General features: G+C 66.7%; 13 protein-coding genes and 1 pseudogene. 8 read left to right on the forward strand and 6 right to left on the reverse strand.

Features of this window, described 5'->3' with window-relative positions; all coding sequences use genetic code 11:
• Nucleotides 1-628: 628 nt before the first annotated feature.
• Nucleotides 629-1,810, reverse strand: a pseudogene (locus tag ACXJKD_RS17650) (ISNCY family transposase); the annotation flags it as partial.
• Nucleotides 1,811-2,760: 950 nt separating this feature from the next.
• On the opposite strand from ACXJKD_RS17650, the gene ACXJKD_RS17655 reads away from it, so the two are divergent.
• The 5 genes from ACXJKD_RS17655 (at nucleotide 2,761) to ACXJKD_RS17675 (ending at nucleotide 8,429) form a co-directional block, all read left to right on the forward strand.
• Nucleotides 2,761-3,348: a TetR family transcriptional regulator gene (locus ACXJKD_RS17655; RefSeq protein ID WP_457256052.1), complete on the forward strand. Its 588-nt coding sequence runs from the start codon at nucleotides 2,761-2,763 to the stop codon at nucleotides 3,346-3,348.
• Nucleotides 3,349-3,493: 145 nt separating this feature from the next.
• A complete protein-coding gene (locus tag ACXJKD_RS17660; RefSeq protein WP_457256053.1) occupies nucleotides 3,494-4,528 on the forward strand; it encodes a phosphotriesterase family protein in 1,035 nt (344 codons plus the stop codon).
• Nucleotides 4,529-5,021: 493 nt separating this feature from the next.
• A complete protein-coding gene (locus ACXJKD_RS17665; RefSeq protein ID WP_457256055.1) occupies nucleotides 5,022-6,701 on the forward strand; it encodes an amidohydrolase in 1,680 nt (559 codons plus the stop codon).
• A 587-nt stretch (nucleotides 6,702-7,288) separates the two neighbouring features.
• Nucleotides 7,289-7,975, forward strand: coding sequence for a DUF11 domain-containing protein (locus tag ACXJKD_RS17670; RefSeq protein WP_457256057.1), 687 nt, complete (start codon nucleotides 7,289-7,291; stop codon nucleotides 7,973-7,975).
• Between the two features lie 199 nt (nucleotides 7,976-8,174).
• Nucleotides 8,175-8,429 carry a hypothetical protein gene (locus ACXJKD_RS17675; RefSeq protein WP_457256059.1) on the forward strand — a complete coding sequence of 85 codons (255 nt, stop codon included), beginning with the start codon at nucleotides 8,175-8,177 and terminating at the stop codon, nucleotides 8,427-8,429.
• Between the two features lie 707 nt (nucleotides 8,430-9,136).
• On the opposite strand, the gene ACXJKD_RS17680 is transcribed toward ACXJKD_RS17675, so the two are convergent.
• Nucleotides 9,137-9,340, reverse strand: a complete 204-nt coding sequence (locus ACXJKD_RS17680; protein ID WP_457256060.1) for a hypothetical protein — start codon at nucleotides 9,338-9,340, stop codon at nucleotides 9,137-9,139.
• 155 nt (nucleotides 9,341-9,495) lie between these two features.
• On the opposite strand from ACXJKD_RS17680, the gene ACXJKD_RS17685 reads away from it, so the two are divergent.
• Both ACXJKD_RS17685 and ACXJKD_RS17690 read left to right on the forward strand, forming a co-directional pair.
• Nucleotides 9,496-10,215: a hypothetical protein gene (locus ACXJKD_RS17685; protein ID WP_457256062.1), complete on the forward strand. Its 720-nt coding sequence runs from the start codon at nucleotides 9,496-9,498 to the stop codon at nucleotides 10,213-10,215.
• Between the two features lie 23 nt (nucleotides 10,216-10,238).
• Nucleotides 10,239-10,403, forward strand: coding sequence for a hypothetical protein (locus tag ACXJKD_RS17690; protein ID WP_457256064.1), 165 nt, complete (start codon nucleotides 10,239-10,241; stop codon nucleotides 10,401-10,403).
• A 142-nt stretch (nucleotides 10,404-10,545) separates the two neighbouring features.
• On the opposite strand, the gene ACXJKD_RS17695 is transcribed toward ACXJKD_RS17690, so the two are convergent.
• Complete coding sequence (locus tag ACXJKD_RS17695) at nucleotides 10,546-11,235, reverse strand: TetR/AcrR family transcriptional regulator (protein ID WP_457256065.1); 690 nt, start codon at nucleotides 11,233-11,235, stop codon at nucleotides 10,546-10,548.
• 136 nt (nucleotides 11,236-11,371) lie between these two features.
• On the opposite strand from ACXJKD_RS17695, the gene ACXJKD_RS17700 reads away from it, so the two are divergent.
• Nucleotides 11,372-12,886 carry an MFS transporter gene (locus tag ACXJKD_RS17700; RefSeq protein ID WP_457256411.1) on the forward strand — a complete coding sequence of 505 codons (1,515 nt, stop codon included), beginning with the start codon at nucleotides 11,372-11,374 and terminating at the stop codon, nucleotides 12,884-12,886.
• A 10-nt stretch (nucleotides 12,887-12,896) separates the two neighbouring features.
• Here ACXJKD_RS17700 and idi read toward each other — a convergent pair whose 3' ends face one another.
• From idi to ACXJKD_RS17715, 3 genes are read right to left on the reverse strand one after another with little or no spacing between them, the layout of a single operon-like run.
• A complete protein-coding gene (gene idi / locus ACXJKD_RS17705) occupies nucleotides 12,897-13,481 on the reverse strand; it encodes an isopentenyl-diphosphate Delta-isomerase (protein ID WP_457256066.1) in 585 nt (194 codons plus the stop codon).
• A complete protein-coding gene (locus ACXJKD_RS17710) occupies nucleotides 13,478-14,536 on the reverse strand; it encodes an NAD(P)/FAD-dependent oxidoreductase (protein WP_457256068.1) in 1,059 nt (352 codons plus the stop codon). The genes idi and ACXJKD_RS17710 overlap by 4 nt, the downstream gene beginning before the upstream one ends.
• A complete protein-coding gene (locus ACXJKD_RS17715; protein ID WP_457256070.1) occupies nucleotides 14,533-15,063 on the reverse strand; it encodes an isoprenylcysteine carboxyl methyltransferase family protein in 531 nt (176 codons plus the stop codon). Before ACXJKD_RS17715 ends, ACXJKD_RS17710 begins: the two co-directional genes overlap by 4 nt.
• Between the last annotated feature and the right edge of the window lies 1 nt (nucleotide 15,064).

Here is a 15,064-nt window from a genome sequence, read left to right on the forward strand (position 1 = left end):
CCCATGGCGCTGGCGCACGGCCTTACCCGAATCCGAGGAACGAAATGGAAAGCCCCGAGCACCCGAGCAGCGCTGCCGCAGGGTTGACCAGCGTCGGCTCACCGGTGAAAAGGACGAGAACCACTCCCATGCCGTGGGTTACCCCAGCGAAGACAGGTTGGAGTGCCAAGAAGGCCCTCGAGCGCGGACAGCGTGAGTGCCATCACTGCCGCGAAGAGCTCACCGACTGTAAGGGATGCGGCGACCCCGCTGTCTGAGGTGCGAGCCGCGCCTCTCCGACGATTGCCGGTGGACAATCTGACTTAACCCTCGATTCAGTCGACCCTGCGGCATAGCTACCTACGAACGCGCTCACCGGCGACTACCAGGCAGACCGGTGCGGGCTTGCATGTTGCGAAAAGGACGCTCTGGCCGGTCGGGTCGATGCTAGACGGAAGGTATAGGTTATCGGCTATCAAAGCGCGGGGAGCTGTTTGCGCAGGTCATCGCCACCTTTCGCATCATCAGATGAGCGAATCGCTCATCCAGCTAGCTACTTCGACCTGTAAAACGCCGAGTGCTGCTGATCGGGTCCGGGTCGGCGGCGGCGTGCCGGGTTTCGGTTCGGCGGGGTCCGCCCGGGTGGTCTTCAGCTGGCGAGTGCGCTGATCTTGATCAGGTTGTGGGTCAGGACCCCGTGGCCGGTCCAGATCCGGGCACCTTCGGTGGTGTCGAGGCGTGCGCGGTCCCATGCGTAGCCGCGTTTGAGGGTGCTGATCCTGCCTTCGATCCCCGTGCGCCACTTCACGTCGCGGCGGAAGGCTCTTCGGGTGTTCCTCGGCTTGTCGAGCCACCCCCGGTTTGCCCTTGCGGGGGACCACCACGTTGCGGACTCCGAGGCCCTGGAGGGCATCGTCGACCCGCTTCTCCCCGTGGCCACGGTCTGCGGTGACGTCCGGGGAGGTCGGCCGGTTCGCTCCTTGATCCGCTCGCCGGCCGAGCTGGAGTTGGGGCGCGTCGGCGGGATTGCCCGGCTCGACGTTGTAGTCGAGAACCACTCCGTCCTCGTTGTCGGCGACCTGGTCCTTGTGGCCGAACTCGACCGGCTTGCCGAGCCGGCCCTTGGCGATCGGACGGGCGTCCGGATCGTGCAGGCTGACCCGCCGGGGGGCGCCGTCGGCGGTCAGCCCCGACAGCCGCTGCCGGGTCTGGGCAGCGATCTGTCGGGTCGCCTCGAGCAGCTCGTTCAGGTCATCGACGGCCCGGGCTGCCAGCCGACCGCGACGGCGCCTCGCCGCCGGGTCGGACTCACCGTTCACGCGCTCGGCTTCGGCCTTGGCCCGGGCCCGCCGCAGCGCCCGCTTGGCGTTGGCCACCAGCCGCTCGGCGTCGCGGACCGCGGTCTCGGCCAGGTCGGCGAGCTCGCCGGTGGTCCGCCGGACCGCGGCCAACGCCTCGTCACGGCCCGCCGCGCTGCGGCTGCGCAGCTTGAACCCGATCTGGTGGGCGCGCCGGCCTACGGCCGGGACCGGTTCCGGACCTGGGTGCGGACCGCGCCACCGGCGGCCTGGATGCGCCGGGTGGTCGCCGCGATCTGCCCGATCGCCTTCGCGAGCGGGCCCGAGTCGGTCGGATAGGACACGTTGCTGGGCACCACCGTGGTGTCCACCCGCACCCGGTTGGTGCGTAGCAGCTTCGCCTCGGCGGCCTTGGCCAGCAGCGCCTGGTTCAACCCCGCCACCGCCGCCGACCCGCAACGGGTGGTCAGCTTCATCAGCGTGGTCGGGTACGGCACCCGGCCCTCCAACGGGATCCGGCAGAACCGCCGCCAAAGCCGGACTGCTCGGCTCGATGGGCCGCGTCGCCTCCAGCGTGGACAACGCCCTGATCGAGTCGTTCTGGTCGACCATGCAGCGCGAGCTCCTCGACCACCAGCCTGGTCATCCAAGGTCGAGCTGGCCTTGGGGATCTTCGAGTGGATCGAGGGCTGGTACAACCCCCCCGACGGCACACCAGCCTGGGCAACCTGTCCCCGCAGGAGTTCGAAACCCTTCACACGATCACGCTCACCGCGGCATGATCACCCAACCAAAACTGTCCGGGAAACCGGGTCAGGCTCCGTACACCTTGTACCGGTTGCGCCAGGTCCTACTCGTGGATCGACTGATCCCCACCTCACGCCGCGCCTCGCCAGGTGACCAGCCGCGAGCAAGTAGCCGGAAGAACAGATCACGTTTGGCTGACTGCGGGCGGCGACCAGGCCCTTCTTCACACGAGGCATCGATGACAACACGAGACCCCATTCTCCGGTCACGTGTTGCCACGACCACGCGAAACCGCCCCGCTGTGACACACCGCTCCAGCCGAACAGCACCGTCCCCCGTTATCAAAGCCCCGCATATCAGTCTGACTGACCGCGTCGCCACATCACTCACGCACCCATAACAGGCACACGGGCCGAGCACGGAGGCGCCGATGAGGTCAGAACCCGTCAGCGCCTCACCCTGTCCACTTAGCAGGCCGTCAGTCGGTATCAGGTCCAATGCGCGGAGCGTCCGGAGCAGGCACGGGCCTTGAGAACGTTGCTCATATCGACAAGGGAGTTCTTGTACCCCTCGAACGAGGCGCTGATCGATCGACTAGATACTATGACCAAGATTCTCGGACGAGAGGTTGCCACGTTGAGCAGGCGGGGGAAATGGGTTGGAGTTGGCTGACATGGTCCGGAAGAGCCGAGGCGCTATGACTGGCGAATCCGCGTTGGAGCCGAACCGTCGCGGAGTGGAGACACGCCACGCCATCGACCGGGCCGCCACGGAACTCTTCCACCGGCTGGGCTACCACGCCACCTCGATGCGCGCCATTGGCGATGCCGCCCACGTCCAGGCCGCGGCGATCTACTACTGGTACCCGAACAAGGAAGCTCTCCTGACACATCTCCAGGACGAGTTCATGCGCCAGCTCACCGAAGCTGTCGAATCTGCGGTTCAGCGCCAGACGCATCCGGTCTACCAACTAGCCGCAGCCGTCCGGCAACACGTCGTCTTCCACGGAATGCACCAGCAGGAAGCCTTCGTCACCGACAGCGAGATCCGTGCTCTGACACCGGGGCCGCGCGAGGCCCTCATGGCCAAGCGCGATGCGTATCAGCAGTACTTTCTCGACATAATCCTTGCCGGAACCCGTGCCGGCGACATCAGCCCCGCCGAGCCAAATGTCGCCACCTACGCCATCCTGCTCCAGTGCACCGGCGTATCCATGTGGTTCAAGTCTTCCGGGGCGCTCACCACTTATGTTGGTAACATCGCAGGTTGTCTTGAGTTTGGGAAATCCGTTCGCGTTGTGGCCCCTGGTCATGTTGAGTCGTGACCGCAGGGTCATGGGGGGGGTCTAGTCAACCGACGTCAGACGACCATCGCGGCCGCGCTGGCAGCAACAGCGATTACCGCCCTAAATTTGTCACTTATCGTTCTCACCTTCAAGTCATTATCTTCACGCCAGTAAGGAGAACCTTGTGCCGAGCGCGCCCTTTGTCCGCACTGTTCGAGGTGATATCCGACCGGACTCGCTGGGAATCACTCATACCCACGAGCATCTGATCATAGACATCACTGACAACCCACCCACCGACGCAACTGAGGAGTATCTCCGGTGCAACCAGGGACCTCTACGCCTCGACACGTATTACTACGCCCGCCGTCACAAGACATCGAATCACTCCCGGCTGTCCAGCATTGATGACGCCGTGGATGAGATAGCACTTTACCGTGCTGCCGGCGGGCGCTCAGTTGTGGACGCCACACCCAGGGGACTAGGTAGAGATCCCGCTGCTTTAGTTGCCATCTCGCAACGCTCCGACGTTCAGGTGGTGATGGGAGCCGGCTATTACGTTGTGGATTACCACCCGCCAGCAGTAGCCGAGAGGTCCACCTCTGACATCGCACAGGAAGTCATCGACGACATCATCGACGGCGTGGACGGTGTCAGAGCCGGCATCATCGGAGAGGTCGGGATGAGCTGGCCTGTTCACCCTGATGAGATGAAAGTCCTCGACGCTGCAGTCATCGCACAAAGGGAAACGGGCGCCGCGCTGCTGCTGCATCCGGGCCGAAACGAAGACGCCCCACGCGAACTCCTGGCCCGTGTCCGAAAGTCAGGCGGGGACCTCCACCGCACCGTGATGAGCCACGTGGACCGCACGCTTTTCAGCGACGACGCTCTATTTGAAATCGCCGAAACCGGCTGCTACATCGAGTTTGATCTGTTTGGCCAAGAATCAAGCCACTACGAATTCGGCCCGATCGACATGCCCAACGACGCGACCCGGGTCGACTACATCGTCTCGCTGCGTGACCGCGGCTACCTCGAACAGGTTCTGGTTGCCCAAGACATCTGCCATCAAACCCACCTCCACAAGTACGGCGGCGAAGGCTATAGCCATATCCTCGAGCACGTCGTACCCCTGATGCATCGAAAAGGTCTGACTCCTGAACAGGTTTCTACCATCACGACTAGCAACCCGGCAGCAATCCTCACGATGGGCACATAACCCAAGGGCGTGGCTATAAAAACCACATCAGCAATTCCGGAATGAACGACCCGCGCGTCGAGACCGGAAGAGCTGCCGCCCGGATGGTGAATTCAGCTCGCCAGACAGGAAAGGCCAGAAATGACTCGAAGGCAAGGGTATCTGGAACCAAGTCCATCCTGCCTAGGCAGGAAGCGTCCCGCCACGACTGCAAAATCAGGGTTGGTGCCCTGAGGAATCAACACCATCTGGGATGCTGCCGCCCGATTATGCGTCACGCCCGCAGGACGCAATTCAGCAAACACTCCTGCCTGGCTCGCACTTATGTCTGGTCATGGAATATATCAAAATGGTTGTGAAAGGATTGATAAGTAATGGGTTTAGGTATGAGTGAGGCCAGGGTGGGCTGCTGGAGGCTCCGCGGCATGGAACCTGTATATCAGCGGACGCAGAGGCCCGTCGGTGCCCTGGAAAAGGTCATAAGCTTGAAGTCATGCGGGAGAGGGAGTGCCGAGTGAGGCTGGACGCACTTTTCGTCAATGGGCGTTTTCACACTGTCGACGCGGCGCGACCACAAGCGCAGGCGCTTGGGGTGATCGGCGAGCACATTGTGGGGCTCGACGAAGAACTGGATGGGTGCTCGGCCGAGGTGGTCTATGACCTGCAAGGTGCGCCGGTCGTACCCGGCTTTCATGACGCGCACTACCACATGTCCTCCCATGGGATTGACCTGGCCAACGTGCGTGTCACGCCGGACGTGGCGCGAACGCTTGATGAGCTCTATGGACTGGTCAAGGCGCGGGCTACGCAGCTGCCTGCCGAAGCCTGGGTCCAAGCCTACGGCTACGAAGCATTCAAACTCGGTGGCCATCCTGACCCCGACGCGCTGGACCGGGCCTCGGGCGGCCGACCGGTGTGGCTTTTGCAGGCATCACATCACGGCGGGGTTGCCAGCCGCAGCGCACTGAGGCGAATTGGTTTAGGCGAGGGCGATGACATCCCGGTGATAGACGGAGGGTACATCGGCGTGGGGCAGGACGGCCGCCCGAACGGGGTGCTCGCCGAGCGGGCCAATGAGCTGGTTTACACCCAGATCGGACCGCCGGACTTCGAGGCCTTCGTCGAAGCCCTTGGGCGCGGCGCACGTGAGGCCGTCGCGATGGGGCTGACCAGCATCACAGAACCTGGCATCGGCGGCGGGTCGGGCAGCATCGCCGACCTAGCGGCATTCCAAGCAGCCCGGGACCGGGGACTGCTCAACCTGCGCGTCACCGTGATGCCGTTGATCAACGAACTGCACAAGCTGGCGGGCGACACTCCCAGTGGCAACAGTTTCGGGATGGACCTCGGGTTGCGCACCGGTCTGGGCGATGACTGGCTGCGCATCGGCGGGGTCAAGATCGTGAGCGACGGTGCTTTGGGGATGCGCACAGCCGCATTGTGTTGTGATTATACGGACGTTCCTGGCCAGCGCGGGTTCCTCCTCGAGGACGCCGAGGCACTACGGAGCAACATCGTGAACGCAGCCGCCGCCGGCTGGCAAGTGGCAACGCACGCCATAGGCGATCTCGCCGTCGATACCGTGCTCTCCGCATACGAGGAGGCCCGCCGCGCCGTACCGCACAACCGTATGCGCCACCGCATCGAACACATCGGGCTGTCAACCGATGAACAGATCAAGCGACTGCATGCCGCCGATATCATCCCCGTCCCGCAAGGCAGGTTTCTCGCAGAATTCGGGCACAACCACCTCGTGGCCCTTGGCGAGGAACGGGGGCAACTCCTCTTCCGCCAGCGGGGATTCCTCGACGGAGGATTGGAACTGCCAGGCAGCTCTGACTGCCCCATCGTCAACGGCTCACCGATTCTCGGCCTGCATGCCCTCGTCAACCGGGAAATCCCCGGCGGGAACGTGCTGAACCCGGCCGAACGCCTCACCCCGACACAAGCACTACGCGCCTTCACCTACGGCTCCGCCTATGCCGACCACCAAGAACACCGCAAAGGCACCCTTGCACGAGGGAAACTTGCCGACTTCGTCGTACTCACCGACGACCCGTTGCAGATCGCACCCGAAATGATCGACTCAATCCAGATCGCCGCGACAATCATCGGCGGCCAAATCCGCCACGGAGAACTGGCCGAACGTCATCGTAAAGCACCAGAGAGGCCAATACCTCAACATTCCCACTAGGCCAGCCCTGGACGACGAGACGTTGCCGTCACCGCCATGCCTCCCTGGGGACGACTTCGTCCAGGTCTACGATCTGCCGTGACGCCGGCGTCGCCTTTTCAGTTCTAACATCGGGCGCGAATTAGCGCAACTCCGAGCCCGACGGACACGTCGCTGGCATCGCGCCAAGATGGTCGCGCCTCTCTTAGGCGTCGGACTCGTCTAGGGCTCCCTCTAGAATCTCCGGCAACTCGTTCATCGAGTAGCGATCCACGAGGAGTGCAAGAATTTCGCGGGGACTTTGGGATGTCAGCTTATGGCGTTTTGAGATTGCAGCGAGGGCTGGCGCTGCCGCTTCTGGGTTTACGTCAGCTGTGTTCTCGGCGAACTCTCGGCCAGTATTGACAGTGACACGAGAAGGTAATAGCGCGGTCGGGCAGTCTTTTAAGTTGTCGGTAACGATCGCGCCTGCGTTTCCCACGATGAAGCGTCGGGGGTTTGATGCCGCCTCTTTATGAGTCAGAGAGACCCGGCCGACCCAGGCGGCGGATCTGGACCGGCTCGAGCCGGCGTATGGGCCGTACTCGCTGGAGTCGCACCCGAACGTCGTGGAGTGCACGTACCCGGTGCTGCCGGCGGGGACTGCGCTGCACGACCGGATCACCGGGACGGTTGACCCGGCGCTGGTGGCCGGCAGGGGCCGGGTCAACCAGGCCGTCACGTTCTCTACGACGTACGACCCGGAAATCGGCAATAACCTGTCCATAGTGACCTCCCAGACGGGCTCCGAGGCCGACCTGGAGGTCACGAAGGTCGCCGACCAGACCGCGGTCACCGAGGGCGACACCGTTGGCTTCACCGTCACGGTGGTCAACAACGGCCCCTCGGTCGCCACCGGAGTAGAAGTCAGGGATACCCCCACCGGCATGCGGGCCACCTCCCACAACGCATCGGTGGGGGCGTTCTCCGGGGGCGTGTGGAAGGTCGGGCGGCTCGAAGTCGGCGAAAGGGTCACCTTGTCCGGTGACTACCGAATCAGTGGGCCGGACGCCACGAACCGCGCGGTCGCCACCGGTGACATCTCCGACCCGGTGGTCGCGAACAACCAGGCTGGGGTCCAACTTCGTGTTTCACCGGCGCAAGCCCATACCGATGACAACAACGGCGACAGGACCGCTGATCTGCCACGTACCGGCAGCCCCTTGGGCGCCGGCATAGTGCAACTGGCGTTGGCGTTGATCATCGCCGGTGCCGGGGCCCTCCTCCTGAGCCGGCGCCGCCGAACGGACACATGAGGGGCTGGATGCGGGTCCTGCTGGTGGCAGCCGTTGCAACCGGTGCGGCGGCGTGCACCGGCCAGGGGGCCGACACCGCCACTCAGCCCACGCCGACGGCGTCGGCGACCGCGACGCCGTCGCCACCACCCCGTTTCAGCGGCGTGCAGCACAAGCTGCCCACGGGGCACAGCTGCGAAGCGACCCGGACCTCTACAAGATGACGACCTTGGGAAGCTGCCGCGAGGTCAAGGGCGGCTGGCAGGCGCAGGGAGCGGTCACCAACGACACAAGCAGGGACCTCGACTACTCGGTGCTTGTGTTCTTCACGGATGCCCAGGCGCGGACGGTCGACTTCGCCCGGACGAAGGTGGTGGCTCCCGCGGCGACCAGCCGGAAGTGGACGGCCACCAAGAAGTTCGCGGCGCCGGCGGCAGCGAAGTGCGTCGTCAGGGCCGTGCAGCCGGCGTCGTAGACGTCGGCACCGCACCGCGCCGTCTCAGCCCGCCTGGTACGAACGACTGCCGAGCAGCGTGGCGATCCCGAACCGGTTGTGGCGCCGAACCGCGATGACGTTGGCGAGTGGACCCTTCTCGCAGTGGCCGGTCGACGCGGCCGCCGCAGTGCTTGCGCGAGCGGGCTCAAGAACGGGCCCAAGAAGTCCTGCCATGCAGCAAGTCGGTAACGATCCGACAACACCCGCTTGGCGATGACTCCCGCCGTCTCCAGTGCCTTGACCTGCGAAGATGTGACTCTAGGGCACTGATTGAGTCGCGCAGAGTCGCGACCAGTCGCCGTCCGCGAATTGCTACGGATCAGAAGGTTAGGGGTTCGAATCCCTTCGGGCGCACCCGGTTGCCACGGCGACCACGCACTCTGCGTTGAGACAGACGATGGGGCCCCCGCTCGCGGAAACGCGACGGGGGCCTTACTCGTCCCCGCAGCCTGGCAACTGCCCGCATCACGCTACGCACGGTGAAGCGTCCTCGACTCTTTCGTTTTGATCGTCGCCATCACTGTTGGCGTGTTCCTCGGGGACGCAACCCGGCAACGGGTCACCAAGCCTTGGGTGCGCGGCTGTCGCGGCCTGCTCCAGGCCGCGGGTCGGCGATGCTATGCCGTGCCCCACGCTGAGGGGCAGGCGCGTTGCCCGACCCTCAGGGGCACTGCATAGCGTCGCGATCAGGCTCCGGCCTGGAGGCGGAGGCCGGCGAGGGTGAGGTCGAGCGCGGCCAGGAACTGCTCCCGGTCGTCGTGACCAGCGAACTCGTCGGCGATGCCCCGGACGAACGGGAACTGGTCGGGGTCCGCGGGCCGCCACGTCGCGGCATACCGATCGAGGAACTCGTCGCGGTCGACGGCGCCGCCCCTGAGGCTGGTCTCCATTCCAACGGCGGAAACGCTTCCTGCCTATCATTCCTCAGGAACCTTGTCATATATATGGCAAGGCAAGTATGTTCAGCCACGCACGACAAATCGAAATCTGAGGGGGACTGTTGAGGTTGAGAGCGTTCATGCGAATGCTGGCGGTAGGTGCGGTCATGGCCGTCACGGTGGGGGCCGTGGTTGCTTCCCCAGCAGAGGCGCAGGGGAAGTCGGGCCGACAGGTGGTGGCCGAATCGGTGGCACAAGACATCCGACCCGTGGAGAGAGGGGCTGTCATCCATGGCGTCAGCATCGGGGCACCCGGCAACCGGGAAACGTATGTGACTGACACCGCGATGATTGCGGTACTGGAGCAGGGGCAAGCGACCGCCGAGTTCTCGCTCCCAGGGCGGGGAACCGTGCAACCTGACGGATCAGTCCGCGTGGTGACATCTAAGGGCGTGATGGTGGAGATTGCGGTCCCCTGGGCGAAAGATGCCAACGGGAGGTCGCTCCCGACCTTCTACACGGTCACCGGGAACCGCCTCGTGCAGACGGTCGATACCAAGGGGGCAACCTTTCCCGTGGCCGCAGACCCGACCATTATCAATTGTGGTCTCTTCACTCCCTGCTTGAAGTTCACCCGCAGCGAGACCCTCAGCATCAGCGACGCAATGGTCGTCGGCGTAGCGGCCGGGACGGCGGCGCTGTGCGGTCGCATCCCGTGGTCCCCGGTGTACCTCGGTGCCCTGAAGGTGGCCTGTGCTGGGTACGTGGCGGCGAACTGGTCCACCATCCGCTCGAATGCCCTCACCGCGAAATCGATCGGTCGATGCTTGGCGCTGCGATTCACCACCACAGGGCTCCCGTTGGGTTCGCGAGTCGTGACGTGTTGAAGCGCGCCAAGCACATTGCATCGATGGTCGGAGTCGCGATGGGGATGGCCTTCATCCTCGGCTATGGACTGACGAAGGCTGTGGCGCCGCTGAAGTCCGCCTTCCTCGACTCATTCGTCTTGATCGTCGCCGTCACTGTTGGCGTGTTCCTCGGGGACGCGACTCGGCGACGGGCCACCAAGCCCTAGGTGCGCGGCTGTCAGCAGTCGAGGCGCTGCTTGTCTCCGGCCGCGGCCTGCTCCAGGCCGCGGGTCGGCGATGCTATGCCATGCCCCACGCTGTGGGGCAGGCGCGTTGCCCCGCCCTCAGGGGCATGGCATAGCGTCGCGATCAGGCTCCGGCCTGGAGGCGGAGGCCGGCCAGGGTCAGGTCGAGGGCGGCCAGGAACTGCTCCCGGTCGTCGTGACCAGCGAACTCGTCGGCGATCCCCCGGACGAACGGGAACTGATCGGGGTCCGCGGCCCGCCACGTCGCGGCATACCGATCGAGGAACTCGTCGCGGTCGACGGCGCCGCTGAGGACTTCCTCGGGTGGCTCCTGGCCGAGGTCGGCTGCGGTGCCGACCACCACCCCCACGATCGCCGAGACGGCGTGGAAGCGCTGCTTGGGTGTCAGGTCGAGGCGAAGCGTCTGCTGGCCGAGCTTCTCGTAGAGCAGCAGTGAGTTGCCCTGGACATCGGTGTTGCGCATGAAGTAAGCGGCCAACCATGGGCGGTCCACGATCGCGTCGAACAGGGTCACCGCCATCACCCGCAGGTCGGCGATCGGGTCGTCGCTGCCGGTCTGTCCCTCGACGGCCGTCAGCACCCCCGCCAGCACGTGGTCGGTCGCGCGGTCGAGGAGGTCGTCCTTGCTCGTGACGTACCAGTAGATGCTGCCGACGCCGGTGCCCAGGCGCGCCGCCAGCGCCCGGAACGTCAGGGCCGACTCGCCTGCCTCGTCGAGCAGCTGCACGGCCGCCGTGAGCACGGCCTCCAGCGAGTGCGAGGCGCGCTGGCGGCCGCGGGGACGGCGATCCACGGATCGCGTTCGAGGGCCTGCCATGCGTCCATCCAACCACAGGTTGCACATTTATCGAACAGTGTTCTATCGTATGGAACGTCGTTCGATAGCCGTGCGACGCCTCGAGAGGAGGGCCACCATGACCACCAACGACATGACCCGCAACGGCCTGACCTGCACCGACCTGACCACCACCGCCAGCAACACCCCCCAGACCGCGCCCACCGCGCACACCTACCCGTCCCTGCGTGCGGCGTGGAGCCCCCTGGCCGCGCTCTGCCTGGCCTTCTTCGTCGAGATGGTCGACAACACGCTGCTGTCGATCGCCCTGCCCACCATCGGTCGCGACCTCGGCAGCGGCACGACGGCCCTGCAGTGGGTCACCGGCGCCTACTCCCTGACGTTCGGTGGGCTGCTCCTCACTGCGGGGTCGATGGCCGACCGCCTCGGGCGCCGCCGGGTGCTGCTGTTCGGGCTCGCCGTCTTCGGACTCCTCAGCCTGGCCGTCGTCGCCGTCTCCACGGCCGCCGAGCTCATCACGCTGCGCGCCGGGCTCGGCATCGCCGCCGCGGCGATGGCCCCGATCACCAACTCGCTGGTCTTCCGGCTCTTCGACGACGCGGCCCTGCGGATGCGCGCGATGACGGTGATGATCGTCGTGGGCATGTCGGGGTTCGTCCTCGGCCCGCTGTTGGGCGGCACCGCCCTGGTCCATGTCCGGTGGGAGTGGCTCCTGGTCGTCAACGCGCCGATCGCCCTGGTCGCCTTCATCGGCGTGCGCCTCGGTGTCCCAGCCGACCGTCCGGAGGACCTCACCGACGACCGGCTCGACCTGCCTGGAGCGCTCCTGAGCGTGAGCGCCATCGGCCTCGCCTGCTACTCGCTGACCAGCGGTGTCGAGCACGGCTGGGCCTCCCCGCTCACGATCGCCTCGGTCATCGGCGCCCTCGTGGCTGGGGCCTGGTTCGTGCGGCAGGAGCGCCGCACCGCCGCGCCGATGCTCGACCTCGGCCTCTTCTCGAACGGCACGGTCCGTGGCGCCTCGATCGCCCAGGTCGGGACGTCGATCGCGATGGCCAGCGTGATGTTCGGACTGATCCTGCACTTCCAGTACGCCTACGGCTGGAGCCCCGTGCGCGCTGGCCTGGCGAACCTCCCGATCATCGTGACCATGATCGTCGCGACGCCGCTGTCGGAGTGGCTCGCCATCCGGTTCGGCCACCGCGTCGCCTGCCTCGTGGGTGCCGCCTTCCTGGCGGGCTCGCTGGTTGGACTGTCCTGGGGTGTCGACCACGGCTACCTCGCCATCGCGGTCTGCATGGTCCTCCTGACGATCGGGCTGCGCACGGTCATGACGATCTGCGCGGTCGCCCTCGTCGACGCGATGCCGGCCAACCGCACGTCGATCGGCACCGCGCTCAACGACACTGCCCAGGAGGTCGGCACGAGCCTGGGCACGGCCGTCGTCGGCACCATGATCGCCGCCCTGGTCACCACCCAGCTGCCGGCGGGCACGTGGAGCAGCGGCTTGGTCGCGTCGTTCTTCCACGGCGAGCGCATCACCTACGGTCTGCTCGCCGTCGTCGTCGGGGTGGTCGCCGCAGGAGGCGCGCTGACCCTGACGAACTCCCACGCGGTCGAGGAGCACCCCGTCGAGGACGTCGCCTGACAGCTGGCCGTCAGCTGTCGAGGCGGGCGGCCGGTGGGAGGAGCGTGGTGTCTGCGGCGGGCCAGTCCTGCGGGCGCGCACCGAGGAGCCAGAGCTGCTCGACCTGCTCGCGGCACCAGGACGAGACGGCGCGGCGCCCGTCCAGCACCTCGGGCGCGAAGGTCCGCCACGGCACCCACTCGGCGCCGCCCACCTCGGCCGGGTCGAGGTCGAGCTCCCGATCGGGCAGCACGGCGGTGAACACCGGGCACCGCTCGTTCTCGACCACGCGGTCCATCTCCGCGACGTAGGCGAACTCCGGCAGCACGAGCCGCAGCTCGCCCACCGTGACGCCCAGCTCGTCGAGTGCCCGACGCCTCGCAGCCGTGTCGAGCCCCTCGCCGGGCCCGGGATGCCCGCAGACCGAGTTGGTCCACACGCCCGGGAAGGTCGCCTTCGTCGGCGCGCGCTGGGTGACGAGCAGCGCCCCTTCAGGGTCGAAGAGGTATGTCGAGAAAGCCAGGTGCAGGGGCGTCGCACCGTGGTGGACAGTCGCCTTGTCCTGCGTGCCCACCGCGCGCCCGTGGTCGTCCAGCAGGACGACGAGCTCGGTCATGCCGACCGACCCAGCTCGTTGACGGCCGCGGAGAACACCCACGGCGCTCGGGCGGCCAGCGGCACGAGTGCCCGGCGAGTGACCTGCGGGCGAGTGGCCTGGAGCAACCCGTGGGTCAGCAGCGAGCACCGCCATGTGGCCGCGAGCCACCCGCGCTCGTAGTCGCCCGGCCGGTCGGCAGCGATGGCCGCGACGGCGGCCCGCGCCTGGGCCAGCCCCAACGAGATGCCCTCGCCGGTCAGCGCGTCCACGTAGCCGCTGGCATCGCCGACGAGCAGCACCCGGCCGGCGACGCGGTGGCGACTGCGTTGCCGCAACGGCCCAGCTCCTTGCACCGCTGAGGCCGCCTCGGCCCCGGCGAGCCGCCCGGCGAGCGGGGGGAACTGTGCGAGGTGCTCTGCGAACGGCCGCCGGCGACGACTCAGGACCGCGACGCCCACCAGGTCGTCGGAGACCGGGGTGACGTAGGCCTCGGCATCCTCGGCCCAGAGGACGTCGACGTGGCTCGACCACGGCGAGACGGCGAAGTGCTGGCGCAGCCCGTACCTGCCGGGCTGGGACGAAGGTCGGTCGAGTCCGAGGTGCCGACGCGTCCAGGAGTGCAGCCCGTCGGCAGCGACCACGTGACCGGCCCGCAGGGTCGGCCCGCCCTCGCCGCCCGGCAGCCGCGTGGTCACCTGGACGCCGTGCGCGTCCTGGCTGAGGCCGGTCGCGGACAGCTGGTGCACGCAGACGCCGGCGTCGGCGGTCGCCGCGGCCAGCCTCGTGTGGAGCTCCGTCCGACGGACGCCGAGCCCCGGGCCCCGGGTGAAGTCCGCGACCGCGACGCCGTTGCGGGCCAGGTAACGGATCCCGTTGAAGGGGTGGCCATGTGGCTGCACGCAGAGGTCGGCCAGGGCAGCCAACCCTCCGGGCATCAGGCCCTCACCGCAGGCCTTGTCCACGGGGCCGGGACGCGGCTCGAGCACCTCGACCGTGAGGCCACGGCGCGCGGCATACAGGGCTGTTGCCAGGCCCACCGGGCCGCCGCCGATGACGAGGAGGTCGACGCTCACGCGGCACCGGCTCGGAGCCCGAGCGCCTGCTCCTCCACCCGGATCCGCACCGACAGCAAGAGGAGGTTGAGGATCGTGAAGGCCGCCGCCGTCACCCAGGCGGTGTGGACCAGGGGGAGGGCGAAGCCCTCGACGACCACGGCGACGTAGTTGGGGTGCCTCAGGAGGCGATAGGGGCCGGCGGCGACCAGGGTGGCGCCGGGCACGACGATGACGCGGGTGTTCCACTGCGGCCCCAGCGTCGAGATGCACCACCAGCGCAGGGCTTGCGCGAGGACGACCAGGACGAGCATCGGCCACCCGAGCAGGGGGATGAAGGGCCGGTCGGCGGCGACGACCTCGACGAGCGCGCCTACGAGGAGCGCGGTGTGCAGCGCCACCATGACCGGGAAGTGGCCGCGCCCCGACTCCACCCCGCCGCGCGAGAAGGCCCACGCGGCATGGCGCTTGGACACCACCATCTCGGCGAGGCGTTCAAGCCCCACCGCTGCGACGAGTGCGGTGAACAGGACCTCGGAAGCGGCCATC

This window comes from Pedococcus sp. P5_B7 (assembly GCF_054049895.1).

Coding starts and splice junctions, on each gene's coding strand:
- ACXJKD_RS17690 (WP_457256064.1), top strand. CDS start 10,239: ATGGTCGGAGTCGCGATGGGGATGGCCTTCATCCTCGGCTATGGACTG.
- idi (WP_457256066.1), bottom strand. CDS start 13,481: ATGACCGAGCTCGTCGTCCTGCTGGACGACCACGGGCGCGCGGTGGGC.
- ACXJKD_RS17685 (WP_457256062.1), top strand. CDS start 9,496: ATGGCCGTCACGGTGGGGGCCGTGGTTGCTTCCCCAGCAGAGGCGCAG.
- ACXJKD_RS17675 (WP_457256059.1), top strand. CDS start 8,175: ATGACGACCTTGGGAAGCTGCCGCGAGGTCAAGGGCGGCTGGCAGGCG.
- ACXJKD_RS17715 (WP_457256070.1), bottom strand. CDS start 15,063: ATGGCCGCTTCCGAGGTCCTGTTCACCGCACTCGTCGCAGCGGTGGGG.
- ACXJKD_RS17700 (WP_457256411.1), top strand. CDS start 11,372: ATGACCCGCAACGGCCTGACCTGCACCGACCTGACCACCACCGCCAGC.
- ACXJKD_RS17680 (WP_457256060.1), bottom strand. CDS start 9,340: ATGGAGACCAGCCTCAGGGGCGGCGCCGTCGACCGCGACGAGTTCCTC.